The organism is Streptomyces sp. CB01881, from assembly GCF_002953255.1.
Classification (GTDB): Bacteria; Actinomycetota; Actinomycetes; order Streptomycetales; family Streptomycetaceae; genus Kitasatospora.
Genome location: NZ_CP026498.1, coordinates 8,524,150 through 8,551,093, shown reverse-complemented (window position 1 = coordinate 8,551,093; position 26,944 = coordinate 8,524,150). Strand labels below are relative to the sequence as shown.

The following is a 26,944-nucleotide window of genomic DNA, read 5'->3' as shown; positions in this document are numbered from 1 at the left end:
CACGGAATGGCCGATTAGCTACCGGACCCGTTCATCCGTCAGACCGGCATCCGTGTTACAGGCGCACAAACTCCCGAAGACGGTTTTCATTGTCACGGGACCGTTCGATCACCCCTGGCGGCCACTGACCAGCACTCAGGGCACCTCGGACGTCCGCATGGTGGACGGCAGCGCCGCACACACGCGGCACGTCACCATTCCGGCCGTGCCAGGGTCGGTTTTCGGCCACCCCGGCCCGGCCCGGTCCGGAACGCACCGGGCCCCGCACCGCCCGGAGGCGGCACGGGGCCCGGTCGGGGCGGTCCGTCAGTGCTGGACGAACACCGCCACGGTACGGCCGGGCACGGTGAACGTGCCGGTCGCGGCGTCGAAGCCGGACTGCCGGACCACCTGGTCCACGCCGCCCGCCTGCACCGGGTGCAGCGCCTGGGCCGTCCCCTTCAGCGCAGCCACGCTCTGGCTCTGCGCGCCGGGCGTGGCGTTGAACACCACGGTGACGCCCTTCTCCGCGCCGGCCAGCCCGGTGCCGTCCAGGTGCATCGTGATCACCCCGGGCGTCTCGCCGGCCGTGCCGGAGAGCGGGTAGGAGAGCCGCTGCTGCACGGCGGCCAGGGTGGGCAGCGAGAACAGCGGCGAACCCTGCTTGATCTGCAGGAACTGCTGGTACTGGGCCCCGGCCGCCCGGATGTCCGCGGCGCCCACGGTCAGCTTCGGGTTGGCCAGCAGGGACTTGGCGGCCGGCCACATCTCCTTGTTGTCGGCCGCCGGGGGCAGGCCCCGGCCCCAGCCGTTGCCCTCGGCCGGGTCCCAGTGGATGGCGTTGAACCAGTCACCGGAGTCGTAGGAGTTGGCGTCCAGCGACTTGGAGCGCAGCAGGTCGCTGCCGGCCTGGGCGAAGCCCGGGCCCTGGGTCAGCGCGGTCAGCGAGAGCGCCAGCGCCTGCATGCGGGCCCGGTCGGCGGGTTCGGTGCCGGCCGGCAACTTGTACGCCAGCGCGTCGAACAGGCCGGTGTTGTCGTGCGCGTCCACGTACTCGACGGCCTCGCCGGGTTTGGCCGCGTAGCCGGTCGGGGCGCCGTTGTAGTCGACGCCCGCGCCGGTGACGGACCTGCCCGAGCTGTCGGTGAAGCGGTATCCGGCCAGGTTGCCGGTGAGCGACACCTTCAGCTGGTCCATCTGCTTGAGCAGCCGGGCCTTCTGCTCCTGCGGGGTCCCGTTGGCGGGCGAGCCGTTCGGGTCGGTGAACAGGCCCGAGGCGAAGCCCTGCTGCGGGGCCGAGGAGAGCTGGAAGTTGCCGCCGCGCGCCGCGTCCCGGATCCGGTCGTCGAAGGTCGCGATGCCGGTGCCGGCCATGTTGAGCTGGGTGGCCTGTTCGAAGCGGGCGTTGTTCGCGACGACGCCGAAGTTCCAGCCCTCGCCGTAGAGGAGGACGTTCTTCCCGTCGACGCCGTCCGAGTCCGGGGTCATCTTCCGCAGCGCGGCCTGCACGTCCAGCATGGTGGACTTCGGGTCCAGGCCCATCAGGTCGAAGCGGAAGCCGTCCACCTTGTACTCGCGGGCCCAGGTGGTCACCGAGTCCACCACCAGGCGGTTCATCATGGCGTGCTCGGGCGCGGTGTCCGAGCAGCAACTGTCGGTCGTCACCTTGCCGTTGGCATCGAGCCGCTGGTAGTAGCCGGGCACCACCCGGTCCAGCACCGAGTGCTCCGCCTGGCCGCTGGCCGCGGTGTGGTTGTAGACCACGTCCAGCACCACGCGCAGTCCGGCCGCGTGGATCGCCTGCACCATCCGCCGGAACTGCACGGTGCGGGCGGTGCCGTTGGGATCAGTGGCGTAGGAGCCCTCCGGCACGTTGTAGTGCAGCGGGTCGTAGCCCCAGTTGTAGGCGTCCTCGGCGGCGACGGCCGCCACGCACTCCTGCTGCTTGTCGCCGTCCGCGGCGAGCGACTTCAGGTCGCAGGCGGGCAGCTTCTGCTCGGCCCGGTTCTCCCGGATGGTGGCGATGTCGAAGGTCGGCAGCAGGTGGACGGTGGTCACGCCCGCCGCGGCCAGCTCGCGCAGGTGCCGCATGCCGGCCGACTGCGACTCGGTGAAGGCCAGGTAGGTGCCGCGCTCGGCGGCCGGCACGGTGGTGTCCTCGACCGAGAAGTCCCGGACGTGCAGCTCCTGGATCTGCTGCTGCGCGGGCGGGACGGCCTTCGGGACGGCGTGGTCGTCCCAGCCCTGCGGCTTGAGCTCCTTGGCGGCGAGGTCGGCGACCAGGCTCCGCTTCGAGTCGGTGGAGAGGGCGACCGAGTACGGGTCGGTGACGGTGTTGACCACCACCCGCTGCACGGACGGCGCCCAGACCTTCACCTGGAACAGGTAGTACTTCCCGTCCAGCTCGGCCTTGTCACGGACGAGTTCCCAGACACCGGTCTCCTCGTCCAGCTTCAGCGGCACGGTCTTCGGGGTGCCGCCGGCCGGGCCGTCGAAGAGCTGGACGGAGACCTCCTGCGCGGTCGGGGCCCAGACCGAGAGCGCCACCTTGCCGTTGTAGTACGCCGGGCCGAAGTCCACCCGGCCGGTGCGGCGCGCGTACAGGTCGTCCAGCACGCCCGGGGTCTGCACGCCGGTGGCGGCCAGGGCCGCGCCGCTGGGCAGGTGCTCGGTGAAGAGCAGCTGGCTCCGGAGGGCCTGGGCGACCCGGCCGGTGTCCCGCTGGTCCACCGTGAAGGCGCGGTAGCCCGCCAGGTGCGGGTACTTGGCCTTCTGCGCGTCGGTCAGGCCGCCGGGGGCGGGCGTCAGCCGGATCCACTGGCCGGGCTTGCCCAGCACGCCCTTGTCGGCCGCGATGCCGCCCTCGGGGTCGTACACCAGCTGGGCGCTGGTCCCGCCCGCCAGGGCCGCGTCGGCGGCGCCGTAGTTGGCGGGGACGACCACCGTCCGGGCGTCGATCCACTGGGCCTTGGCCGAGCCGAGGTCCACCTGCGAGGAGGCGGCGCCGCTCTGCGGCAGCAGGTAGCCCTCGCGGCCGCCGAGGATCCAGACCTCGTGGCCGTTGACGGCGAAGTCCAGCGACTGGTCGCCCGGCAGGTCCTTGTCGTTGCCCTTGTGGAGGATGTAGCTGAGGCTGGTCGCCCCGGGGGCGAGCGGCACCTCGAAGACGGCGCCGAAGGCGTCGCGGCGCACCGGCTGCAGCGGGTTGCCCCAGTCGGTGGGGTTGGCGGCGCCGGTCCAGTCGTGCAGCCCCCAGCCGTCGTAGTCGCCGTCGGCCCGGTTGTAGTGGATCACCGCGGTGTTGGCGGGCTGGGTGTTCGCCGGCCCGGGGTTGGCCGTCCGGACGGCCGGGTCCCCCTCCTTGAGCCAGATCTCGCCGCCCGCGCCGACGTCGAGGTGGCGGTCGGCGTCCACGTCCTTGACGCCGTCCTTCTCGACGATGAAGCCGACGTCCGAGGCGCCGGGCTTCAGCCTGACGTAGGCGAAGGCACCGTACGCGTCCCGGCCGGTGAAGCCGTGCCCGGCCGGCCACGGGGTGCTCTCGCCGTCCGCGAGATCGCCCCAGGCGTAGAGGTTCCAGCCGTCGTAGTCGCCGTTCTTGCGCTGGTAGTGCACGACGGCGTACGGGCGGGCGGTGGCGCTGGGCGCCGGCTTGGGCGCGGGGGCGCCGGTGGTGAAGCTGCCGGTGGCGGAGCGCAGGTGGCCGCTGGAGTCCTGGACCACGGCCTTGTACCGGACGACCGTGCCGGGGGCGACGGCGGACAGGTCCTGGGTGACCCTGAACGAGCCGTTGTCGGCGGTGCCGAGGGTCCGCCAGGGCGCGTCGCCGATCTGGGCGGCGAAGGTGACCCGGTTGAAGCCGCCGCCGTCGAGCCTCGCGCCGACCGTGACGGTGCCGGTGGAGCCGTCGGCCGGCGTCTCCAGGCCGATCGCCGGTGCGGCCGCGACCGGGGCGAGCCGGCCGGCCGCCTTGAGGACGACGGACGACAGCGCCGGCACGGTGACGGCGACCTTGCGGTCCGCGCCGCTGGTCAGCCGCTCCCCCGCCGCCGGGTAGATCCGGTCGAAGCCCTGGCCCGCCGAGAAGGTGTCCAGGGTGACGGTCTTCGCCTCGGTCGCGTTGTTGACCGCGACCAGGTACTCGACCTGCTGCCCGGCGTCGATCCGGGAGAAGGCGTACACGCCCGCGCCGTCGGCGGCGTACCGCTCGATCTGGGCGCCGTCGGCGAGCGCCGGGTGGTCGCGGCGCAGCTTGGCCAGGCCGGCGATGCCCTGGTAGAGCTCGCCGCCCTGTCCGTAGCGGTCGGCGGGGCCGGCGGCGCCGCCGAGGACCCGGTCGGTGTTGTAGGAGGAGGTCTGCGAGGCGAAGAGGTCCTGCCGGGCGTCCTTGTCGCCGCCCGCGCCGGTGAAGCCCTGCTCGTCGCCGTAGTAGACGACGGGCTGGCCGCGGGTGAGGAACTGCAGCTCGTTGCCGAGCCGGTCCTTCCTGAGCAGGGTGGCCTCGTCGGCGCCCTGGTTGTCGCTCAGCAGGAAGGAGCCGAAGCGGCCCATGTCGTGGTTGCCGAGGAAGGTCGGCAGCTCGTAGGCGTCGGTGTCGGCGGTGGTGTAGCGGTAGTCCTGGCCATACACGTCGGCGAGGTTCCTCGCCGAGCCGCCCTGCGAGACGTAGGAGCGGGCGGCGTTCTGGAACGGGAAGTCGAGCGTGGCCTGGAGCCTGCCCTTGGTGACGTACGGCGAGGTGACCGCCGGGTCGCCGGAGTAGACCTCGCCGAACATGAAGAAGCGCTTGTTGCCCTGCCTGGCCGCGAAGTCCTTGAGCGCGGGCGCCCACTGCTGCCAGAAGGCCATGTTGACGTGCTTGACGGTGTCGATCCGGAAGCCGTCCACGCCGGCGTCCTTCACCCACTGCTGGTAGACCTTCTCGAAGCCCTTCTCCACCCGGGGGTTCTGGGTGTCGAGGTCGTCCAGGCCGGAGAAGTCGCCCTCGGTGGCGGACTCGCCGACGAAGGTCGAGTCGCCCCGGTTGTGGTAGAGCGAGGGGTCGTTGAGCCAGGCCGGGGTCTTGGCGTCGGCGTCGGCCGGGTTGCGGAAGACCGGACTGTAGGGGAACGAGTCCTTGGTCAGCTTCGGCCAGGCGGCGCCCGCGTCGGCGACGGCGGTCTCGTCGACCGGGCGGCCGTCGGCGTCCAGCACCGGGTAGGCGCCGGTGGAGCGGTAGCCGTACTGCTGCTGCTGGTAGTCGATGACGTCGGCGGTGTGGTTGGTGATGACGTCGAAGAAGACCTTGATGCCCCGCTGGTGCGCCTTGGCTATCAGCTCCTTGAGCTGGTCGTTGGTGCCGAAGTGCGGGTCGACCTGGGTGAAGTCGGTGATCCAGTAGCCGTGGTAGCCGGCGCTCGCGTTGTCGCCGGTGCCCTGGACGGGCTTGTTCTTGAAGATCGGCGCCATCCAGATGGCGGTGGTGCCGAGGTCCTGGATGTAGTCGAGCCGCTGGATCAGGCCGGCCAGGTCGCCACCGTGGTAGAAGCCCTTGTCGGCCGGGTCGAGGCCGTTCTCCAGCCGGCTCCCGGTGATGCCGCCGGTGTCGTTGGCGTGGTCGCCGTTGGCGAACCGGTCGGGCAGGACGAAGTAGAACTGCTCACGGGTGAGGTCGTGGCGCCCGGCGGTGGCGGCGAGCGCGGCGTCCGACGGCGGGGCGGGCGGGGCGGCGGCGAACACGGCCGGGGCGGCGCCGAGGGTGGCGGCGGTCAGCGAGGCGGCGAGCAGCACGGCCGTGCGGCCGGGTCTGCGGGTGGTGCTCCGCCGGCGGCGGGGCGGGACATCGGCCACTGAGGGCTCCCTGCGGGGGAAAGGGGTGATCGAGTTGCCAGGACGCTAGCGGCCTGCAATATGTTTCAGCAAGATGCAGAAACCGTTTCCTCCGGGGAAAATCCGCCCGTCGTACCGCTGCCCCGACCCCCGATTGCGCCGGCCCGTCCACCCGGCGTGACAATGGGACGTATGCCCGTTCCACCGGTTCGCACCAGATCCAGCCTCACCCCCTACCCCGGTGGGAGAAACCCCCTAGCCCTCAAGGGGGACAGCCGATGAAGAATCCACTTCCACAGGATGATCAGACGGCTACAGGACGTCTGGCAGACTTCTCGGTCATGGGGGAACCTACTGAGATCCAGCAGCCCGGCGCCGACGCGGCGCGCGACGGTGGTTCCGTAGCGGCCCCCGCCGTGCCCGGCCGGATGCCCGAGGGAGCCACCCGTGCGGCCCAGTCGCGCTCGGCGGCGCTCCGCAGCCGCATCCGTGACCAGCGCCGCTCCCCGGCCCGGCCGCGGATCTGGTTCGAGCTGGCCCTCATCGGGATCAGCTACTGGCTGTACTCCCTCGTGCGCAACGCCGTGCCCGAACAGGAGTCGATAGCCCAGAAGCACGCGTCGTGGATCTGGGACCTCGAGAAGTCCCTCGGGATCGCCGTCGAGCGCTCGATCAACCACGGGATCGACGGCATCGGGTGGCTCATCACCGGGATGAACTACTACTACGCGACGCTGCACTTCATCGTGACCATCGGCGTGCTGGTCTGGCTCTACCGCCGGCACCCGGGCCGCTACGTCGCGGTGCGCACGGTGCTCTTCGTCACCACCGCCATCGCACTGGTCGGCTTCTACTCCTTCCCGCTGGCACCGCCCCGGCTGATGACCGACGGCGGCTTCATCGACACCGTGAAGACGCACGGCACCTGGGGCTCGATGGCCTCCGGACCGGCCACGCACGTCTCCAACCAGTTCGCGGCGATGCCCTCGATGCACATCGGCTGGTCGATGTGGTGCGGTCTGACCCTCTTCTTCCTGGCCCGCCGCACCTGGGTCCGGGTGCTCGGCCTGCTCTACCCGGCGGCCACCCTGATCGTGATCGTCTCCACCGCCAACCACTTCTGGATGGACGCCGTCGGCGGCGAGCTCTGCCTCCTGGTGGGCTTCCTCACCGCCCGCTGGCTCTACCACGACTGGGTCTACAGGCTGCCCCGGGTGCCCGCCCGGGAGGCGGCGGAGGAGCCGGTCACCGTCCCCGAGCAGTGGAGCGAACCGGCGGTGAGCACCGCCCGCCGCTGAGCGCGTGAACGAGAGAGGGGCCCCGGCCGGGGCCCCTTTCGCGTGCCTCCCGCGGGCTCGCCCCACCCGTAGCTCGCCCTACCCGCAGGCCCGCCTCACCCGTAGAACAGCCGCTCCACCACCGCCCGGGCCCGCCGGGTGGTGCGCCGGTAGTCGTCCACCAGCTCGCCGCTGTGCCCGGCGCCGTAGCCGAGGTAGCGCGCCACCCCGGCCAGCTCCCGGGCGTCCCCGGGGAAGCTGTCCCCCGGCCTCCCGCGCACCAGCATCACCGCGGAGCGCACCCGCGAGGCCAGCACCCAGGCGGCGTCCAGCACCGCCGCGTCCTCCGCCCCGACCAGCCCGCCCTCGACGGCCGCGGCCAGCGCCGCCCTGGTCCGGGTCGTCCGCAGGCCCGGCAGCTCGTGCCCGTGCTGGAGCTGGAGCAGCTGGACGGTCCACTCGACGTCCGCCAGCCCGCCCCGGCCGATCTTGGTGTGGGTGGTCGGATCGGCCCCGCGCGGCAGCCGCTCGGCCTCGATCCGGGCCTTGATCCGCCGGATCTCCACCACGTCCCGCTCCGGCACCCCGGTGCCCGGGTAGCGCAGCGGGTCGATCAGCTGCCGGAACCGCGCGCCCAGGTCGGCGTCCCCGGCCACCGGCTCGGCGCGCAGCAGCGCCTGGCTCTCCCACGCGTGCGACCAGCGCCGGTAGTACGCCGTGTACGAGGCCAGGGTGCGCACCAGCGGCCCGTTCCGGCCCTCCGGGCGCAGGTCCGCGTCGACCTCCAGCGGCGGCTCGGTGGACGGCGCGGCCAGCAGCGAGCGCAGCTCGTGACAGACCGCCTGGGCGGCCTTCGCCGCGTCGTGCTCCAGCGAACCGAGCAGCGGCTCGTGGACGAAGAGCACGTCCGCGTCGGAGCCGTATCCGAGCTCGTGCCCGCCGAACCGGCCCATCGCGATCACCGCGATCCGGGTCGGCAGACCGCCGTTGCGGGCCTCCCAGCCGGCGATGCAGGCCCGCAGCGCGCCCTGCAGGGTGGCGGCGTTCAGGGCGGTGAGCGCCTCCCCGGCGGTGTCCAGCGCCTCGGCGGGGTCGTCGCCGAACCGGCCGAGCACGTCGGCGGCGGCGGTGCGGAACAGCTCGCGGCGGCGCACCGAGCGGGCGGCGGCGACCGCCGCCCCGGCGCTGTCGGCCCGGCCGACGGCGGCCAGTATCTCCTGCTCCAGCGCGGCCCGGCCGCGCGGCACCATGCCGTGCGGGTCGCCCAGCATGGCCACCGCCTCGGGGGCCCGCAGCAGCAGGTCGGGGGCGAGCCGCCCGGCCGAGAGCACGCGGGCGAGCTGCTCGGCCGCGGCGCTCTCGTCGCGCAGCAACCGCAGGTACCAGGGGGTGCGGCCGAGCGCGTCGGAGACCTGCCGGAAGTTGAGCAGCCCGGCGTCCGGGTCCGCGGAGTCGGCGAACCAGCCGAGCAGCACCGGGAGCAGGGTGCGCTGGATGGCCGCCTTGCGGCTGACGCCGGAGGCCAGCGCGGTGAGGTGGCGCAGCGCGGCGGCCGGGTCGGCGTAGCCGAGCGCCTCCAGCCGGGCGCGGGCGGCGTCCGCGGTGAGGCCGGCCGCACCGGGCGGCAGTTCGGCGACGGCGTCCAGCAGCGGCCGGTAGAACAGCTTCTCGTGCAGCCGGCGGACCTCCACGGCGTGCCGCTTCCACTCACGCTGCAGGGCGGCGACCGGGTCGGCCCGGGTGTCGTCGTTGATCAGCGGGGCGAGCGAACGGGCCAGCCGGCGCAGGTCCTCCGCGCGCGTGGGCATCAGGTGGGTGCGGCGCAGCCGGTGGAGCTGGATGCGGTGCTCCAACGAGCGCAGGAAGCGGTAGGCCGCGTCGAGCGAGGCGGCGTCGGCCCTGCCGACGTAGCCGCCCCGGGAGAGCGCGGCGAGCGCCTCCAGGGTGTTGCCGCTGCGCAGCGCCGGGTCGGTGCGGCCGTGCACGAGCTGGAGCAGCTGGACGGAGAACTCGACGTCGCGCAGCCCGCCCGGGCCGAGCTTGAGCTGGCGGTCCAGTTCGGTGGGCGGGATGGAGTCGACCACCCGGCGGCGCATCTGCTGGACGTCGGCGACGAAGTTCTCCCGGGCCGCGGCCTGCCAGACCATCGGCTCCAGCGCGGCCAGGTAGGCGGCGCCCAGCTCGGCGTCCCCGGCCACCGGGCGGGCCTTGAGCAGGGCCTGGAACTCCCAGGTCTTGGCCCACCGCTGGTAGTACGCCTGGTGGCTGGCCAGGGTGCGGACCAGCGGGCCGTTGCGGCCCTCCGGGCGCAGGTTGGCGTCCACCGGCCAGATGGTGCCCTCGCCGGTGGTGTCGGCGCAGAGCCGGGTGAGCGCGGCGGCGAGCCGGGTGGCGGCCTTGAGGGCCTCGTGCTCGTCGACGCCCTCCTGCGGCTCGGCGACGAAGATCACGTCCACGTCGGAGACGTAGTTCAGCTCGCGCCCGCCGCACTTGCCCATGCCGATGACGGCGAGGCGGCAGGCCCGGGCGGCCGCCTCGTCCTGTTCCGCGGCGATGTCCAGGGCGGTCTGCAGGGTCGCGCCGGCCAGGTCGGCGAGTTCGGCGGCGGTCTGCGCGAGGTCGGTGGTGCCGGTGAGGTCGCGGGCGGCGATGGCGAGCAGGCAGCGGCGGTAGGCGACGCGCAGCGCGTCCGCCCGGTTGCCGGCCCCGCTCTCCCACACGCCCTGGTGGAGCGCGCGCAGGAAGTCGTCCGGGCCGGGGTGCATGTCGCGCAGCTCGAAGGTGACCAGGGCGTGCCAGTCGTGCGGGTGCCGGGCCAGGTGGTCGGCGAGCGCGGTGGACGCGCCGAGCACGCCGAGCAGCCGGTCGCGCAGCGGCTTCGAGGTGGTCAGGGTGTCGCGCAGGGTGTGCCGGTCCGGCTCGTCGGCGGCCTCCAGCAGGCGGCCCAGGCCGAGCAGGGCGAGGTCGGGGTCGGCGGTGGCCCCCAGGGCGTCCAGCAGCACCGGGTCGTCGGCCAGTCCCTCCAGGCCCGGCCCGGCCAGCAGCCGGACGGCCTGCGCCGGATCGGTGAACCCGCGCCGGACCAGCCGGATCTCCGGCCGGCTCACCCGGCTCCCGGCCCGCTGTTCCTCCACCGCCATGGCCCCTCCATCCGTCCGCTCAGCAGGTTACGCGCCCCCACGGTGCCGCGCCGGGCTTGACCACGGACCGGCCCCGCCCGGCCGCCGGCCTGCCCGGCCGAAGGGGCCCCGGCCGACGACGTGGCGTGTCGGCTTGCCCGGCCGTTCGAGGACGCGGTGAAGTACGCCTGTGACCGGCCCGGACGCCCTCGACGCGGGCGACCCCCGGTGCCGCCCCGCTCCGGTCCCTGCCCGCGGTCAGGTGCTCCCGCCCGCCGGCCGGTACGCCACTGGCGCGCCGGCCGGCGGTGACGGACACCGCTTCGGACCGGCCCGGCGACCTCCCCCCCCCGCTCCCGATCGAAGGACGAGCCATGGCGACCGAGCGACCGGCCGAGGCGCCCGCCCCTCGCCGACGCCCCCTCCGGGCCGCGGCCGGCGTGATCGGCGACCTGCTGTTCACCACCGGCGTGCTGCTCGCCCTGCTGGTCGTCTACTCGCTGTGGTGGACGGACCTCACGGCCTCGCGGCACGCGGACGTGGCCGCCGACGACCTGCGTCGGCGCTGGTCGGCGGAGGCCCAGGCGACCCCGCCGGCCGGCGCCCCGGGCACCCCCGCGCCGCCGGCCGGCAGCACGGACGCCCCCGCCCCGCCCCCGTACGAGGCAGACGGCGGGATCGGCTTCCTGCACGTGCCCGCGATGGGCGCCGGCTACCAGGTACTGATCAGGACCGGCACCGACGAGGACACCCTCGCGGAGGGGGTCGCCGGGGCCTACACGCGGCCGTACGGCTCGGCCATGCCCTGGGAGCCGCAGGGGAACTTCGCCCTCGCCGCCCACCGCGACGGCCACGGCGCGAAGTTCCACGACCTGGACAAGCTGAAGCCGGGCGACCCGCTGGTCGTGGAGACCCGCGACCGCTGGTACGTCTACCGCGTCGACGCGGCGCTGCCCCAGACCTCCAGGTACGACACCGGTGTCATCGCCCCGGTGCCCGCCGGCTCCCCGTACACCGGGCCGGGCCGCTACATCACCCTGACGACCTGCACCCCGGTCTACACGTCGCTGTACCGGATGGCCGTCTGGGGCAGCCTGGTCCGGGAGCAGCCGGTGGACCCGGACCGTACGCCGCCGCCCGAGCTGCGGGAGCGGGATCCCTCGACGGGGTGAAGGACGGCGGCCCGCCGACCGCAGGCCGGCTGCCGCCCTTCACCCGCCCGGAGCTCGCACCGCCCCCGGAGCCCGGCGCTGCGCCCGGTCCCGGTCAGCCGTCCCGGCCGTCGAACGGCCGGGACGGCGTCCCCCGCCGGACGGCCGGGCGGGGCGGCCCGTACGACGCCACCCGGCTATCCGGGGGGCGCGTCAGGTCATGACCGCCGTCGGCCGAGCCGCATCGCCGCCGCGCCCGCGGCGAGGAAGGCGGCCGAGAGGCCGGCCAGGACCGGCATCCCCTGGCTGCCCGTCTCGGCCAGCTCCCCGTGGCCGTGGGACCCGGACTGGTGCTGCTCGCCCCCACCGTGCTGCGGGGGCTTCCCCTCGTACCCGTGACCGCCGGGGTGGCCGTACGCGTGACCGCCGGGGTGGGCCGGCTTGGACGGCGCCTGCTCCTTGGCCCCGAACTTGGCCTTGTTCACGTTCAGCGAGGCCTGGTGGTTGCTCTGGCTCTGGCTGTTCTTCGCCCAGTTGTTCGCGTTGCTGGTGGCACTGTTGTTCGCGCTGTTGTCGAGGTGGTTGATGACGTTGTTCTTCACCACGACGGTGACGTTGACGTCCTGGTCCTGGCCCTGACCCTGCGCCTGGCCCTGACCCTGGTGCTGCTCGTTGCTCTGACCCTGACCCTGGCCGCCGTGCCCCTCGTGACCGCCATGGTCCTCGTGACCACCGTGACCACCGTGACCACCGGGGTGGCCGTTCCCCTCCTCCTCGCAGTGCTCATCGCCACCGGCCGGGTGCCCCTCCTGGGGCTTGGGCGCCGCCGGCTGGACCGCCGGCTGAGCGTGCCCCTCCTGGGGCTTGGGCGCCGCCGGCTGGACCGCCGGCTGAGCGTGCCCCTCCTGGGGCTTGGGCGCCGCCGGCTGACCGCGTTCGGGACTGGCCGCGCCCGGCTCCACCGACGCGCCCTTCCCGGGCACCGCGGCGGCGACCCGCTCCGCGAAGTCGGGCGCCCAGCCGTCGGCCTTGATGGCCTCGACCTCGGTGGCGTCGGACTCCGTGGCGGCGACCCCGGTGGCGTCGGCCTCGGTCCGGTGGGCCGGACGTACCACCGGCGCGGAGTAGAGGCTGCTGCGGCCGGTGAAGGTCCAGGCGCCGTCGGCGGAGCCGCTGTCCTCCGCTGCCTGGCGCAGGAGGCTGTCGACCCATCCCCCCTGCGCCTCGGCCGTTTCGGTGGCTGCGCCGTGGTCGACGAGGGGCGACGCGTAGGCCGTGGAGCCGGCGCCCCACACGAGGGCGGCCGAGGCCAGCCCGGACAGGACCAGGGTGCTGATTCGAATACGCATGACACTCCAGGATGATCCGCGAAACGGATCTTCTGAATACGCCCCTCCGTCACCCGTCACGGTTCGCACCGCTGCAGAGTAATCACATTGGCCCAAGGAATTAGCGTGCGCGGAGGACGCCAGCCGAGCCGTGCACCCCACCCCGCGACCCGCACCCGCCGACGGCACCCCGGGATGCCAAATCCCCCGGCGCAAACAGTGCGGGCCTGCTCCGACCGGAGCAGGCCCGCACTGCAGTTGGCGAAACGTCAGAGCACCTGGAGGTTCTTCCGCAGCTCGAACGGCGTCACCTCGGAGCGGTACTCCTCCCACTCCTGGCGCTTGTTGCGGAGGAAGAAGTCGAACACGTGCTCGCCGAGGGTCTCGGCGACCAGCTCGCTGCGCTGCATCAGGTCGATGGCCTCGCCGAGGTTCTGCGGCATCGGCTGGATACCGAGGGCGCGGCGCTCGGAGTCGGTGAGCGCCCAGACGTCGTCGTCGGCGCCCGGGGGGAGTTCGAGCCCCTCCTCGATGCCCTTGAGGCCGGCGGCGAGGGTGACGGCGTAGGCGAGGTAGGGGTTGCAGCCGGTGTCGAGGGAGCGGACCTCGATCCGGGTGGAGCCCTGCTTGCCGGGCTTGTACATCGGCACGCGGATCAGGGCGGAGCGGTTGTTGTGGCCCCAGCAGATGTAGGAGGGGGCCTCGCCGCCGGCGCCGGCGGTGCGCTGGGAGCCGCCCCAGATCCGCTTGTAGGAGTTCACCCACTGGTTGGTGACGGCCGCGGTCTCGGCCGCGTACTTCAGCAGGCCGGCGATGAAGGAGCGGCCGACCTTGGAGAGCTGGTACTCGGCGCCGGACTCATGGAAGGCGTTGCGGTCGCCCTCGAAGAGCGAGAGGTGGGTGTGCATGCCGGAACCGGGGTGGTCGGAGAACGGCTTCGGCATGAAGCTGGCGTGCACGCCCTGCTCCAGCGCGACCTCCTTCATGACCAGGCGGAAGGTCATGATGTTGTCGGCGGTGGAGAGCGCGTCGGCGTAGCGCAGGTCGATCTCCTGCTGACCGGGGGCGCCCTCGTGGTGGGAGAACTCCACCGAGATGCCCATCGACTCCAGCATGGTGATCGCCTGGCGGCGGAAGTCGTGGCCGACCCCGCGCGGGGTGTGGTCGAAGTAGCCGGAATGGTCGGCGGGGATCGGCGGGGTGCCGTCGCCGGGCAGGTTCTTCAGCAGGAAGAACTCGATCTCGGGGTGGGTGTAGAAGGTGAAGCCCAGGTCGGACGCCTTCTCCAGGGTCCGCTTCAGCACGAACCGCGGGTCGGCGAAGGAGGGCGATCCGTCCGGCATCAGGATGTCGCAGAACATCCGGGCCGTGCCGGGCGTCTCCGAGCGCCAGGGCAGGATCTGGAAGGTGGTCGGGTCCGGCTTGGCGATCATGTCGGACTCGTAGACCCGGGCGAAGCCCTCGATCGCCGAGCCGTCGAAGCCGATGCCCTCCTCGAAGGCCTGCTCCAGCTCCGCCGGCGCCACCGCGACCGACTTCAGGAACCCGAGCACGTCGGTGAACCACAGCCGGACGAAACGGATGTCACGCTCTTCGAGCGTCCGAAGCACGAACTCCTGCTGCTTGCCCATGGGGACAGTCTCACCTCTGCTCTTTACGTTCGTGTTACGCCCGGAAACCACCCGAGAACGACTCCCCCCATCATGGCGGATCACCGGCTCCGAGGGCAGTGGCGGCCCCCGGCCGAGACATTGCGTCAGATAGACGATTACACTCCGAAGCATGCCCAATCTCCGTCTCGCCCTGAGCCAGACCGACCCGTGGGTCGGTGACATCGCACGCAACAGCGATGAGGTGGTGCACTGGACCAAGCGGGCCGCCGAGGCCGGCGCCCAGCTGGTCGCGTTCCCCGAGATGGCCCTGACCGGGTACCCGGTCGAGGACCTCGCGCTGCGCCGTTCGTTCGTCGAGGCCTCCCGGTCCGCGCTGGTCGAGCTGGCCGGCCGGCTGGCGGCCGAGGGGTTGGGCGGGCTTCCGGTGGTGGTCGGCTACCTCGGCCGCTCCGAGCAGGCCTCGCCGCGGTTCGGCCGCCCGGCCGGCTCCCCGCAGAACTGCGCGGCCGTGCTGTACCAGGGCGAGGTCGTCACCCGGTTCGCCAAGCACCACCTGCCCAACTACGGCGTGTTCGACGAGTACCGCTGGTTCGTCCCCGGCGACCAGCTTCCGGTGCTGCGGCTGAACGGGGTGGACATCGCGCTGGCGATCTGCGAGGACATCTGGCAGGACGGCGGCCGGGTCACCGCCGCCCGCGAGGCCGAGGCCGGCCTGCTGCTGGTGATCAACGGCTCGCCGTACGAACGGAACAAGGACGACGCCCGGCTGGAACTGGTGCAGCGCCGCGCCGCGGAGGCGGGCTGCCCGCTGGCGTACGTCAACATGGTCGGCGCCCAGGACGAGCTGGTCTTCGACGGCGACTCGATCGTGGTCGGCGCGGACGGCGGGGTGCTGGGCCGCTCCCCGCAGTTCGAGGAGCACCTGCTCGTCCTCGACCTTGAGCTGCCGGCCGCGAGCAGCGACCACACCGACGGGCTGCTGCTCAGCGACGGCCTGCGCCTGGTCCGCACCGAGCTGGGCGGCGAACCGCTGCCGGCGCCCGCCGAGCCGGTGCGCGCCGAGGTGGCCCCCCGCGTCTCGGACGAGGCCGAGATCTGGGCCGCGCTGGTCTCCGGCACCCGGGCGTACGTGCGCAAGAACGGCTTCCGCTCGGTCCTGATCGGCCTCTCCGGCGGCATCGACTCGGCCCTGGTGGCGTCCATCGCCGTGGACGCGATCGGCGCCGAGAACGTGTACTGCGTCTCGATGCCGAGCCGGTACTCCTCGCAGCACTCCCGCGACGACGCCGCCGAGCTGGCCCGCCGCACCGGGCTGCACTTCCGGACGGTGTCGATCGCCCCGATGTTCGACGCCTACCTGGCGGCCACCGAACTGACCGGCCTGGCCGAGGAGAACCTGCAGTCCCGGCTGCGCGGCACGCTGCTGATGGCGATCTCCAACCAGGAGGGGCACATCGTGCTCGCGCCCGGCAACAAGAGCGAGCTGGCGGTCGGCTACTCCACCCTGTACGGCGACTCGGTCGGCGCGTTCGGGCCGATCAAGGACGTCTACAAGTCGCTCGTCTTCCGCCTCGCCCGCTGGCGCAACGAGGAGGCCGAGCGGCGCGGCGAGGTGCCGCCGATCCCCGGGAACACCATCAGCAAGCCGCCGTCCGCCGAGCTCCGGCCGGACCAGAAGGACACCGACTCGCTGCCCGACTACGACCTGCTGGACACCGTGCTCGACCTCTACGTCGAGGGCGACCAGGGCCGGGACGCGATCGTGGCGGCCGGCTTCGACCCGGCGGTGGTGGACCGGGTCGTGCGTCTGGTCGACACGGCCGAGTACAAGCGGCGGCAGTACCCGCCGGGCCCGAAGATCTCGGTCAAGGGCTTCGGCCGGGACCGCCGCCTCCCGATCACCAACCGGTGGCGCCGGGGCTGACCCCGGCCGGGGCCGTCCGCTACTGGTAGCGGTAGGTGGCGGCCACCGCAAGGTGGTCGCTGCCGTCCCGGCCCAGCGTGCGGGAGTCGGTGGGCCGCAGGCCGCCCTTGCTCATGATCTGGTCGATCCGGGCCATCGGGAAGGACGCCGGCCAGCTGAAGCCGAAGCCGTCGCCGGCCGCGCCCTGGGCCGAGCGCATCTGCGAGGTGACCGGCGCGAGGCTGCGGTCGTTCATGGTGCCGTTGAGGTCGCCGAGCAGCAGCACCTTCTTCAGCGGCTCGGCCTCGATGGCGTCGCCCAGGGCCTGCGCGCTGGCGTCCCGCTGGTTGACGGTGAAGCCGCCCTCGGCCTTCAGCCGGACCGACGGCAGGTGCGCGACGTACACCGCGACCGGCCCCTGCGGGGTGGCGACCTGGGCGCGGAAGGCCCGCGTCCAGCCCATCTTGATGTCCACCACCGAGACCCCGCTGACCGGGTACTTCGACCAGAGGCCGACGGTGCCCTCCACCACGTGGTACGGGTAGGCGTCGGCCAGGCCGGACTCGTAGCCGCGCAGCGGCTTGCCGGCCAGCTCCTGCAGGGCGACGATCTGCGCCCCGGACTCCTTCAGCAGCTTCACCGTGCTCTGCGGGTCGGTGTTGGCGGCGGCCACGTTGTGGCTGACGACCGTCCAGTCGCCGGTGCCGCCGCTCTTGTCGCTGAGCAGGCCGCCGAACATGTTGAACCAGATCAGCACCGGCAGCAGCAGCGCGACCAGCGCGGTCGCGGAGCGGCGCAGCAGGGCGGGGACCAGCAGCGCCGGGACGGCCAGGCCGAGCCAGGGCAGGAAGGTCTCCAGCAGGCTGCCGAGGTTGCCGATGTTGTTGGGCACCTCGGAGTGGAAGGCCAGCAGGGCCGCGGTGAGCAGGGCGAGGGCGGCGACGACCAGGCCGCGACGCCAGGTGGTGCTGCCCCGGCCGTCCCGGCCCCAGCGGCGCAGGCCCAGGAAGCCCGCTCCGGACGACCCGGGGGCGTCCGGGCCTTCCGGGCCGGCGGGGGTCTCGGGGCCGGCGGGGATTTCCGGGTCGGCGGAGATCTCGGGGCCGACGGGGATCTCGGGGCTCGCAGCGCCTTCCGGGCCGCCGAGGCCTGCCGGGGCCTCCTGGCCGCCGGGGCGTTCCAGGCCTGCCGACTCCACCCGGCCCACCGGATCCACCGGGTCGACCGGGCCGGACGGGCCGGACGGGTCCGCCGGGCGGCCGGGGCCGTCAGGGCGGGCGTCGGCCCCGCCGGTGGCCGGGCCGCTGCCCCCCGCCGCCGGTGCCGCCGTCCGTTCCGCCCTGTCCGCCTGCGCCATGCCGTGGCTCCCGTCCTTCGTCCCGCCTGCCGGTCCGGTGCCCGGCGCCGCCGGTGGGCGGGCACGTGCCGGACTGGTGCCGGTTTGATCGGATTCCCGGCTCAGCCTATGCCGGGACAGACGCGGGGCCGGTGGAGCGGGTTCCGGCGTGGCCCGGTTTGGTGAGCCAGGCCACGCCGGAACCGCGCCGCGGGGGCCGGAAGCGCTCGTTCCGGAACAAAGGAGTCCGGAACGGGGCGGCTCAGCCCCGGGCCGCCGGCCCTGCCAGACCCTGGAGCAGCGCGTCGACCATCCGGGTGGCCAGCTCCGGGTCCTCCAGGTCGGAGTCCTCCCAGAGCACGCTGCGGGCGAGGATCGGACCGAGCAGCAGGTCGGCGAGCAGTTCCTCGTCGAGGTCGGCGCGGAGCTCGCCCTCGACGACGCCGCGGCGGATCACCTCGCGCGCCATCCGCCGACGCGGCATGATCACGCGCTCGCGGTAGGCGGCGTGCAGCTCGGGCCAGCTGTGCATCTGGCCGAGCGCGGCCTTGAGCACCCAGCGGGAGCGCTTGGCGAGGCCGCGGATGCGCATGTACTCGAGCATCGCGACCAGGTCGTCCCGGGCCGACCCGCCGGTGGCCTCGGGGACGGGGGCCTCCAGCCGGCTGACCATGTCGATCAGCAGGGCCTCCTTGTTGGACCAGCGCCGGTAGATGGTGGCCTTGCCGACGCCGGCCGCGGTGGCGATTCCCTCGATGGTCAGCTCGGGCAGGCTGGTGCCGCCCGCCATGAGTTCCTCGACGGCGGCGAAGATGGCCTGCTCGGCCGCCTCGCTGCGCGGGCGGCCCCGACGCGGACCGGTGCAGTCCGGCACGGCCGTGGTGTCCGTCTTCATCCCCGCTCTTCTCCCTGGATGCTCACGGGCGCGAGGCGCCGTTCCCACTCCAATTGTCGTCCGCCCTCCCGGGCCGGTGAGTACCCCGGTACGGACGACGGCCCTGCCCGTCCGGCCTCGGCCGGACGGGCAGGGCCCCATTGTCGCTCAGCTCAGCCGCAGGTCAGAAGCCTGCGGCCGGGTCAGGTTCCGGCGACCTCGGACTCGCGCGCCGGGCCTGCGGCACCGGCCGCCGCCTCCGGGGCGGGCGTGGCGCCCGGCGCGGCGCCGGGGCCGCCCGCCGGCAACCTGCCGGGGAGCAGGAACCAGGCGAGCAGCGCGCCGACCGCGGTGATGCCGGCGGAGAGCCCGGCCACCACGTGCATGGCGTTGATGAAGGAGTCATGGGCCGGCCCGACCAGCGCGGCGCCCTGCGGGCCGAGCCGGTCGGCGACGGCCAGGGTGGCCTCCAGGGACTCCCCCGCCTTCTCGCGCAGCGCCTCGGTCGGCAGCTGGTCCAGCTTGTCGGCCATGCCGTCGCGGTAGACGGTGGAGAGCACCGCGCCGAGCACGGCGACCCCGAGCGAGCCGCCGACCTGCCGGAAGGTGTTGTTGACCGCCGAGCCCGCGCCGGCCTTCTCGCGCGGCAGCGAGCCCATGATGGCGACGGTCACCGGCGGCATGACGTGCGCCATGCCGGCACCCATCAGGAAGCCCAGCACCACGAGGATCCAGATCGGGGTCGTCGCGTCCAGCAGCAGGTAGCCGAGGAAGCCGACCGCGATCAGGACCATGCCGCCGGCACAGGTGGCGGCGACGCCGAAGCGGTCGACCACCAGTCGGGCCCGGGGCGCGAACATCAGCTGGGCGACGGCCAGCGGCAGCATCAGCACACCGGCCTGGAGGGCGCTGTAGCCGCGCACGCTCTGGGTGTAGAAGACGCCGAAGAAGGAGACGCCCATCAGCGCGAAGAAGACCACGCCGACGACGACCACGGAGGCGCTGAACACCTTGTTGCGGAACCAGCTGACGTCCAGCGCGGGGTGCGCGGCGCGGCGCTCGAACCAGACGAAGGCGACCAGTGCCACCACGCCGACCAGCATCGGCACCCAGGCCCCGGCGGCGGTGAAGTCGGCCAGCTCGCCGCCCTTGATGATGCCGTAGATCAGCGCGACGAGGCCGATGATCGAGAGCAGCACGCCGACCGGGTCGAGCCTGCCCGGGTTCGGGTCCTTCGACTCGGGCACCAGCACCACCATCGCGATCACGGCGACGATCACGATCGGCACGTTGACCAGGAAGACCGAGCCCCACCAGAAGTGCTCGATCAGCAGGCCGCCGGTGATCGGGCCGATGGCGATGGCCAGGCCGACCGCGCCGGCCCAGATGCCGATCGCCTTGGGCTGCTCGGAGCGCTCGAAGACGTTCATGATGATGGCCAGCGTCGCGGGCATCGCCAGCGCGCCGCCGACGCCCATCAGGGCGCGGTAGCCGATGAGTTCACCCGGCGAGGCGGCCATCGCGGAGAGCAGCGAGGCTATGCCGAAGACCACCATGCCGGCCAGCAGGGAGCGCTTGCGGCCGAAGCGGTCGCCGAACAGGCCGGCCGTGAAGAGCAGCCCGGCGAAGACCAGGGTGTACGAGTTGATCGACCATTCCAGGTCGCTCTGGCTGGCGCCGAGCCCGGTCGGCGCGGGGGACGCGATGGTCTTCATCGCGACGTTGAGGATCGAGTTGTCGAGGACGACGACGAGCAGGGCGAGCACGAGGGTGCCCAGGATCGCCCAGCGCCGGCGATGGATGGCTTCCGGCACGCGAGGTGGCGCGGCTGCGGTGGTCATGACGGTTCCCGTCCGTGGTGGCGTGTCACTGGCGGGCAATTCCGAGTCGCAAGCGTCTCGTAACCCCCTCGGCCAGCGTAGCGCGATTTTCGATACGAGACGAGCCCGTTTCGTAAAGTCGGGGCAAAGGCCTGCCGGACACCGCCCGCCCGGCCCGGTGTGCCGTAGATCGCATCCCGCCCACGGCAAGCCCCTTTGCGCGCGTGGCGGGGCGTGCAAGCATGGAGGTGATCCGGGGACGCCACACGGCGCCACGAGACGACAACCCTTCAGGAGCCTGTTCGATGAACGCTTCTTCGCCTTCGCCTGCCCAGAACCAGGCGTCGACCGCCACGCTCTACGGCGGGGTCACCAATCGCCGCGTCACCGTTCGCGACCTCGCCGCCGCCAAGCAGCGCGGCGAGAAGTGGTCGATGCTCACCGCCTACGACGCCCTCACCGCGGGCGTCTTCGACGAGGCCGGCACCCCCGTCCTGCTGGTCGGCGACTCGGCGGGCAACTGCCACCTCGGCTACGAGACCACCGTGCCGGTGACCATGGATCAGATGGTGATGCTCTCCGCCGCCGTCGTCCGCGGCACCAAGCGGGCCATGATCGTGGCCGACCTGCCGTTCGGCTCCTACCAGGAGTCCCCCGCGCAGGCCATGCACAACGCCGCCCGGCTGATGAAGGAGGCCGGGGTCGGCGCGGTCAAGCTGGAGGGCGGCGAGCGCAGCGCCCGCTCGATCGAGCTGCTGGTCGAGGCAGGCATCCCGGTGATGGCGCACATCGGCCTCACCCCGCAGTCCGTGCACGCCCTCGGCGGCTACCCCGTCCAGGGCCGCGGCGACGAGGCGGCGCACCAGCTGCTGCGCGACGCCAAGGCCGTCCAGCAGGCGGGCGCCTTCGCCGTCGTCCTGGAGGCCGTGCCCGCCGAGCTGGCCGCCCAGGTGACCGAACAGCTGGCCGTCCCCACCGTCGGCATCGGCGCGGGCGTCGACTGCGACGCCCAGGTCCTGGTCTGGACGGACTTCGCGGGCATGACCGCCGGCCGGGTGCCGAAGTTCGTCAAGCAGTACGCCAACCTGCGGGCCGTGCTCGGCGAGGCCGCCCGCGCGTTCGCCGACGACGTGCAGTCCGGCGCCTTCCCGGCGCCCGAGCACACCTTCCACTGACGCAGGGCCAGGGCCCCGCTCCCGGCCGGGAGCGGGGCCTTCGGCCTGCCCTGCCCCGGCCGCTCTGCCCCCGGTCGCGCCGGCCCCGCCGCCCTGCCCCCCGGCCGCACCGGCCCCCGCCACCCGGAACGGCCGCCGTCAGCCCGCTGTCAGCGGCGCGACAGCGGGATGACAGCGGCCCCCGGCGGCGGCCGGACGGTGACAGCCCGCTGACAGCCGGGCCGGACAGCCTGGGGGCATGACACGAATCGCCACCACCCCGAACGACCGGGGGCCCGCCGCGGGCAACGCCGTGGAGGTCCGCGGCATCGTCAAGCACTACGGCGCCACCAAGGCGCTCGACGGGGTCGACCTCACGGTCCGCGAGGGCACCGTGCTCGGTGTGCTCGGCCCCAACGGCGCGGGCAAGACGACGCTCGTCCGCGTCCTCTCCACGCTGATCAAGCCGGACGCCGGCACCGCCTTCGTCGGCGGCTACGACGTGCTGCGCCAGCCCAAGCAGCTGCGCCGCACCATCGGCCTCACCGGCCAGTACGCCTCCGTCGACGAGATGCTCTCCGGCTACGAGAACCTCTACCTGATCGGCCGGCTGCTCGACCTCTCCCGCAAGGACGCCAAGGCCCGCGCCGCCGAGCTGCTGGAGCGGTTCTCGCTCACCGAGGCCTCCAAGCGCGTCGCGAAGACCTACTCCGGCGGCATGCGCCGCCGGCTCGACCTCGCCGCCTCCATGATCGGCCGCCCCCGGGTCCTCTACCTGGACGAGCCCACCACCGGTCTGGACCCGCGCACCCGCAACGAGGTCTGGGACGAGGTGCAGCGGATGGTCGCCGAGGGCTCCACGGTGCTGCTCACCACCCAGTACATGGAGGAGGCGGAGCAGCTCGCCGACGAGCTGACCGTCATCGACCGGGGCCGGGTGATCGCCGCCGGGAAGGTGGCCGAGCTCAAGGCCCAGGTCGGCGGCCAGACCCTCCAGGTCCGCCCGGCCCACGGCGCCGAACTGCCCGAGATGGCACGCTGCCTGCACGACACCGGGATCGCCGAGGCCACCTTCTCCGCCGACACCGGGCTGCTGTCGGTGCCGATCACCGGCGAGGACCAGCTGACGGCCGTGGTCGGGGTGCTCGGCACCCGCGGCTTCGCCATCGCCGGCATCGACACCAAGGTGCCCAGCCTGGACGAGGTCTTCCTCGCCATCACCGGCAAGTCCGCCGCCCCCGCGGACAGCGCCCCCAGCCTCGCCAAGGAGCCCGTCTCATGACCACCGCAACCGTCGCGCCCGCCCGGGTGGAGGACACCCGGATCGGCCTGTCCGGCACGCTGCGCCACATCGGCGCGCTGACCCGTCGCAACCTGATGCGGATCAAGGCGGACCCGGAGTCGATGTTCGACGCGGTGCTGATGCCGGTCATCTTCACCGTGCTCTTCGTCTACGTCTTCGGCGGCGCCATCTCCGGCGGCCAGGACGCCTACAAGCAGTACATGATCCCCGGTCTGCTCGGGCAGACCGGCCTCACCCTGGCGATGGCCGTCGGCACCGGCCTGAACAGCGACTTCCAGACCGGGGTGATGGACCGGTTCCGGACCCTGCCGATCGGCCGGGCCTCCGTCCTGCTCTCCAAGATCGTCGCGGAGACCTGCCGGGCACTGGTCTCCTTCACCATCCTGATCGGCTTCGCGCTGATCCTCGGCTTCGAGGTGAAGACGGGACCGCTGGAGGTGCTGGCGGCGGTCGGCCTCTCCCTGGTGTTCGGCATGTCGATCGTCTGGATCTCGATGCTGCTCGGCATGGCGCTGAGCAGTGCCCAGGCCGTCCAGGGGGTTTCGATGCTCGTCCTGATGCCGATGCAGTTCGGCAGCTCGATCTTCGCGCCGACCGACACCATGCCGGGCTGGCTGCAGTCCTTCACCAAGGTCAACCCGCTCTCGGCGCTGGCCGACGCCTGCCGGGCCCTGCTCAACGGCGAGGGCGCGGTGGCCCACCCGGTGCTGATCGTGCTGGGCTGGTCGGTGGGCATCACCGCGGTCTTCGCACCGCTCGCCGTGGCCCGGTTCCGCAAGCGGACCTGAGCCCGGCCCCGGCCCGGCAGCACCACGGGCCACCCGGTCACCGGCCGGCCCGCCTCCGGGGACGAGGCGGGCCGGCCGGTCAGTCGTTCATCAGGTCGAGCAGGTCCACGACCCGGCCGGCCGCCCTGGCCGCGCCCTCCGCGGCGGCCGCCTCGTACGCCTCGTCACCGAGCAGGCCGCGCAGGCGCGCCTCGGCGGTCTCGCGCTCGACGCGCTCCAGGTAGCCGCCGCCCTTGGGTCCGTTCAGCCCCGCGTGCGCGCCGAGCAGGACCGCCGCCCGGCGGGCCGCGCCGAGGTCGCCGTCACGCTCGGCGAACGCCCGCAGCACCCCGGCCGCCGCCGGCACCATCATGATCGACATCTGATCGGCGAACCCGCTCGCGGCGTCCGGCACCGAGTGCAGCAGCCGCCGGCCCTCGTTGACCACCTCCCTCCCCCGCTCCGGGTCCCCGGCCCGCGCCATGATCCAGCCCCGGGTGACCGTCAGCATCCCGCCGACCAGGCCGGGGGCGAAGAAGCCCGTCCGGTTCCAGTTCAGCTGGTCCAGCTCCGCCAGGGCGGCGTCGTACTCGCCCCGCTGGGCGTGGATCCCGCAGAGGACCAGATGCCCGAAGAGCACCGCGCCGTTGGCCGCCTGGCTCTCGTCCGGGTCCGCGGCGGCCAGCGCCTCGCGGATCTGCCGCTCCCCCTCGACGGGGTCGCGGGCGAGCAGCGAGTTGCCGAGGTTGACCCGCAGCATCGGCACCTCCTGCGGGGCGCCGAGCTCCTCCGCCAGCTCGATCGCCCGCTGGTACGCGTCGACGGCCTCCTCGGCCCGGCCCTGATTGGCCATCGACTCGCCGTGGGCCGCGTACGCCTGGGACATCCCCCAGCGGTCGCCCGAACGGCGGAACAGCTCCAGCGACTCCTCGCCGTCGCGGACCGACTGCTCCAGGCCGCCGGGCCAGTCGTTCATCATCTTGGCCCGGATCTGCAGGATGAACGCGAGGTCGGTGGCGTCCCCGTGGCGGCGGCAGCCCTCCACCGCGTCGTCCAGCAGGTCCCGCATGATCTCCAGCCGGCCCGCCAGGAACGCCCCGAACGCCCTCATCAGCCCCGGGAACCGGTAGCTCTGCGGGAGGTCCGGGGTGTAGGCCTCCAGCAGTTGCCGGGAGAGGCGCGTCGCCTCCTCGTCGGCCAGCACGTCGAGGTTGCCCTCGAAGAGCCCGACCAGCCGGTACAGCGCCATCTGCCGGCGGGCCTCCGCCACCACCCCGGGCGGCATCGGCAGGCCGTACTCCAGCACGTGCCGCTCCAGCGGCTCCGGCGGCGGGCCGTCCGGGTCGAACGGGTCCGGTCCGAGCGCGGCCACCGCCTCGTACCAGCCGCGCGCCTCCAGGCTGAAGCCGCGCAGCGACCAGTACCAGCTCATGCCGAGCGCGAGGGCCAGCCCCTCCTGCTCCTCCCGGCCGTCCACCGCCCGGCGCAGCGCGGCCCGGATGTTGTCCTGCTCCCGCTCCAGCACCGCCAGCCAGTGCAGCTGCTCCGGGCCGTGGACGTGCAGGTCGGCGGTGCGGACCAGCTCCCGGAAGTGCTCGACGTGGCGGCGCTCGGTCTCGGCCCGCTCGGCCGCCGCGGCCAGCCGCTCCTCGGCGTACTCGTGGATGGTCTCCAGCATCCGGTAGCGCGGCGGGCCGTCCGTGCCCAGGTCGGCCACCAGCAGCGACTTGTCGACCAGCGACAGCAGCTGGTCGGCGACCTCCTCGCGGGGCACCTCGGTGTCGTCGGCGCAGATCGACTCGGCGTCCTCCAGCGTCCAGCCGCCGGCGAACACCGACAGCCGCCGCAGCACCGCCCGTTCGCGCTTGCCGAGGAGGTCCCAGCTCCAGTCGACGACCGCCCGCAGGGTCTGCTGGCGCGGCAGCAGGGTGCGGCTTCCGCCGGTGAGCAGCGCGAATCGGCCGTCCAGGCGGTCGGCGATCTGGCGGGCCGTCATCACCCGCAGCCTGGCGGCGGCCAGTTCGATGGCGAGCGGAAGGCCGTCGAGCCGGCGGCAGATCTCGGCGCACGCCTCCGGGTCGCCCTGCGGGTCGAAACCGGGACTGGCGGAGGCGGCACGCTCGGCGAGCAGGCGCAGCGCCACCGGGTCCGGCAGCGGCTCGACCGGCAGGACGGTCTCGCCGGGCACGCCGAGCGGTTCGCGGCTGGTGGCGAGGACGGTGAGGCCGGGGCACTCGGCGAGCAGCTGGTCGGCGAGGTCGGCGGCGGCCTGGATCAGGTGTTCGCAGTTGTCCAGGACGATGAGCATCCGGCGGTGGCCGCAGTGCTCGACCAGCCGGCGCAGCGGGTCCTCGGTGCGGGTCTCGATCACGTCGGCGACCATGCCGCCGGTGTGCAGCACGGTCTCGCGCAGGCCGAGCGCGGAGACCACGGCGGCCGGGACGGCGGCCGCGCTCTCCAGCGGGGCGAGTTCGGCCAGCCAGACGCCGTCCGGCCAGCTCCCGGCGCCCTGTTCGGCGCGGCCGGCCTCGACCGAGAGCCTGGTCTTGCCGGAGCCGCCGGGCCCGGTCAGGGTGACCAGCCGACTGCCGGTCAGGGCGGTGCGCAGGGAGGCGAGATCGCCCTCCCGGCCGACGAAGCTGGTCAGCCGGCCGCGCAGGTTGCCCGCGCTGCGGGGCGACTGGGCGGCGGGCGGCCGGGGGGCCGCCGACTGGGCACGCTCGCGCGCGACGGGCTCGACCGCCTCGGCGGGGGCCAGCAATTCGGCGTACAGGGCCTGGAGTTGGCGCCCCGGGTCGACGCCGAGCTCGTCCGCCAGCGCGCGCCTGCTCCGGTCGTAGTGGCGCAGCGCCTCGGCGGTGCGGCCGCTCTCGTGCAACGCCCGGACCATCAGGTACTGCAGGGGCTCGTCCAGCGGCTGCCGTTCGCAGAGCTCGGCGAGTTCGGCGACCAGCTCGGCGGCCCGGCCGAGGCCGAGGTCCGCGGTGATCCGGTGCCGGCGGGCCTCGTCCCGCTGGGCCTCCAGCCGGATGGCGGGGCCGCTGCGGTCGGGCAGGTCGGCGAGGGCCGGGCCGCGCCACAGGGCCAGGGCGGCGCGCAGTCGCTCGGCGGCCAGCGCGTGGTCGGCGTCCTCCAGCGCGCGGCGCCCCTCGCCGGCCAGCCGCTGGAACTCGCCGAGGTCGGTGTGCGGCTCGGTCAGCCAGTAGCCGGGCGGGCCGGAGCCGACCCGGTCACGGCCGATGGTGCGGCGCAGCCGGCCGACCAGGGTCTGCAGGGCGGCGGCGGAGTCCTGCGGCGGCTCGGTGTCCCACACCTCGTCCACCAGGAGGTCGGCCGGGACCGGCCGCCCCTGCCGCAGGACCAGCGCGGCGAGCAGCGCCCGCAGCCGGGCCCCGCCGAGCGGGACGGGGGAGCCGTCGTCGTGGTGGGCCGTGGTGGTTCCGAGGATGCCGTAGTGCACCGGCCCATTCTGGTCGATGGCCGCCGCTGCCGCGCACAATTGTCCGCGCCGT

At 73.4% G+C, this 26,944-nt stretch carries 14 protein-coding genes; 6 read left to right on the top strand and 8 right to left on the bottom strand.

Translation table 11 applies throughout. The features are described 5' to 3' along the window. Positions 1–306: 306 nt before the first annotated feature. Positions 307–5,808 carry a pullulanase-type alpha-1,6-glucosidase gene (pulA, locus tag C2142_RS27360; RefSeq protein ID WP_148645406.1) on the bottom strand — a complete coding sequence of 1,834 codons (5,502 nt, stop codon included), beginning with the start codon at positions 5,806–5,808 and terminating at the stop codon, positions 307–309. Between the two features lie 320 nt (positions 5,809–6,128). Here pulA and C2142_RS27355 point away from each other — a divergent pair, with 320 nt between their 5' ends. Beyond that, positions 6,129–7,085, top strand: a complete 957-nt coding sequence (locus C2142_RS27355) for a phosphatase PAP2 family protein (RefSeq protein WP_148645405.1) — start codon at positions 6,129–6,131, stop codon at positions 7,083–7,085. 95 nt (positions 7,086–7,180) lie between these two features. Here C2142_RS27355 and C2142_RS27350 read toward each other — a convergent pair whose 3' ends face one another. Further along, complete coding sequence (locus C2142_RS27350) at positions 7,181–10,204, bottom strand: bifunctional [glutamine synthetase] adenylyltransferase/[glutamine synthetase]-adenylyl-L-tyrosine phosphorylase (RefSeq protein ID WP_148645404.1); 3,024 nt, start codon at positions 10,202–10,204, stop codon at positions 7,181–7,183. Between the two features lie 353 nt (positions 10,205–10,557). Here C2142_RS27350 and C2142_RS27345 point away from each other — a divergent pair, with 353 nt between their 5' ends. Further along, complete coding sequence (locus C2142_RS27345) at positions 10,558–11,355, top strand: class E sortase (RefSeq protein ID WP_148645403.1); 798 nt, start codon at positions 10,558–10,560, stop codon at positions 11,353–11,355. A gap of 197 nt (positions 11,356–11,552) precedes the next feature. On the opposite strand, the gene C2142_RS27340 is transcribed toward C2142_RS27345, so the two are convergent. Further along, a complete protein-coding gene (locus C2142_RS27340) occupies positions 11,553–12,683 on the bottom strand; it encodes a hypothetical protein (protein ID WP_148645402.1) in 1,131 nt (376 codons plus the stop codon). A gap of 248 nt (positions 12,684–12,931) precedes the next feature. Continuing rightward, positions 12,932–14,293, bottom strand: a complete 1,362-nt coding sequence (locus C2142_RS27335; RefSeq protein ID WP_148645401.1) for a glutamine synthetase family protein — start codon at positions 14,291–14,293, stop codon at positions 12,932–12,934. A gap of 151 nt (positions 14,294–14,444) precedes the next feature. Between C2142_RS27335 and C2142_RS27330 the strand changes: the two genes are divergently transcribed. Further along, positions 14,445–16,199, top strand: coding sequence for an NAD+ synthase (locus tag C2142_RS27330; RefSeq protein ID WP_148645400.1), 1,755 nt, complete (start codon positions 14,445–14,447; stop codon positions 16,197–16,199). A gap of 19 nt (positions 16,200–16,218) precedes the next feature. Here C2142_RS27330 and C2142_RS27325 read toward each other — a convergent pair whose 3' ends face one another. From C2142_RS27325 to C2142_RS27315, 3 genes are all read right to left on the bottom strand, one after another. Further along, complete coding sequence (locus C2142_RS27325; RefSeq protein ID WP_148645950.1) at positions 16,219–17,256, bottom strand: endonuclease/exonuclease/phosphatase family protein; 1,038 nt, start codon at positions 17,254–17,256, stop codon at positions 16,219–16,221. A gap of 520 nt (positions 17,257–17,776) precedes the next feature. Continuing rightward, the gene (locus C2142_RS27320; protein ID WP_148645399.1) at positions 17,777–18,409 is read right to left on the bottom strand and encodes a TetR/AcrR family transcriptional regulator; all 633 of its coding nucleotides are present in this window, start codon (positions 18,407–18,409) and stop codon (positions 17,777–17,779) included. A gap of 182 nt (positions 18,410–18,591) precedes the next feature. After that, complete coding sequence (locus tag C2142_RS27315) at positions 18,592–20,229, bottom strand: MFS transporter (RefSeq protein ID WP_148645398.1); 1,638 nt, start codon at positions 20,227–20,229, stop codon at positions 18,592–18,594. 284 nt (positions 20,230–20,513) lie between these two features. On the opposite strand from C2142_RS27315, the gene panB reads away from it, so the two are divergent. The 3 genes from panB (at position 20,514) to C2142_RS27300 (ending at position 23,453) form a co-directional block, all read left to right on the top strand. Continuing rightward, positions 20,514–21,383 (top strand): 3-methyl-2-oxobutanoate hydroxymethyltransferase, encoded by an 870-nt coding sequence (gene panB / locus C2142_RS27310; RefSeq protein WP_148645397.1) that lies wholly within the window; start codon positions 20,514–20,516, stop codon positions 21,381–21,383. Between the two features lie 238 nt (positions 21,384–21,621). Then, a complete protein-coding gene (locus C2142_RS27305) occupies positions 21,622–22,644 on the top strand; it encodes an ATP-binding cassette domain-containing protein (protein WP_148645396.1) in 1,023 nt (340 codons plus the stop codon). Further along, on the top strand, positions 22,641–23,453 hold the full coding sequence (locus C2142_RS27300; RefSeq protein ID WP_148645395.1) for an ABC transporter permease: 813 nt from the start codon (positions 22,641–22,643) through the stop codon (positions 23,451–23,453). Before C2142_RS27305 ends, C2142_RS27300 begins: the two co-directional genes overlap by 4 nt. 79 nt (positions 23,454–23,532) lie before the next feature. Here the strand turns inward: C2142_RS27300 and C2142_RS27295 are convergent, their stop codons facing one another. Beyond that, complete coding sequence (locus C2142_RS27295; RefSeq protein WP_148645394.1) at positions 23,533–26,892, bottom strand: BTAD domain-containing putative transcriptional regulator; 3,360 nt, start codon at positions 26,890–26,892, stop codon at positions 23,533–23,535. Positions 26,893–26,944: the final 52 nt, after the last annotated feature.

Coding starts and splice junctions, on each gene's coding strand:
- C2142_RS27355 (WP_148645405.1), top strand. CDS start 6,129: ATGGGGGAACCTACTGAGATCCAGCAGCCCGGCGCCGACGCGGCGCGC.
- C2142_RS27350 (WP_148645404.1), bottom strand. CDS start 10,204: ATGGCGGTGGAGGAACAGCGGGCCGGGAGCCGGGTGAGCCGGCCGGAG.
- C2142_RS27345 (WP_148645403.1), top strand. CDS start 10,558: ATGGCGACCGAGCGACCGGCCGAGGCGCCCGCCCCTCGCCGACGCCCC.
- C2142_RS27340 (WP_148645402.1), bottom strand. CDS start 12,683: ATGCGTATTCGAATCAGCACCCTGGTCCTGTCCGGGCTGGCCTCGGCC.
- C2142_RS27335 (WP_148645401.1), bottom strand. CDS start 14,293: ATGGGCAAGCAGCAGGAGTTCGTGCTTCGGACGCTCGAAGAGCGTGAC.
- C2142_RS27330 (WP_148645400.1), top strand. CDS start 14,445: ATGCCCAATCTCCGTCTCGCCCTGAGCCAGACCGACCCGTGGGTCGGT.
- C2142_RS27320 (WP_148645399.1), bottom strand. CDS start 18,409: ATGAAGACGGACACCACGGCCGTGCCGGACTGCACCGGTCCGCGTCGG.
- C2142_RS27315 (WP_148645398.1), bottom strand. CDS start 20,229: ATGACCACCGCAGCCGCGCCACCTCGCGTGCCGGAAGCCATCCATCGC.
- panB (WP_148645397.1), top strand. CDS start 20,514: ATGAACGCTTCTTCGCCTTCGCCTGCCCAGAACCAGGCGTCGACCGCC.
- C2142_RS27305 (WP_148645396.1), top strand. CDS start 21,622: ATGACACGAATCGCCACCACCCCGAACGACCGGGGGCCCGCCGCGGGC.
- C2142_RS27300 (WP_148645395.1), top strand. CDS start 22,641: ATGACCACCGCAACCGTCGCGCCCGCCCGGGTGGAGGACACCCGGATC.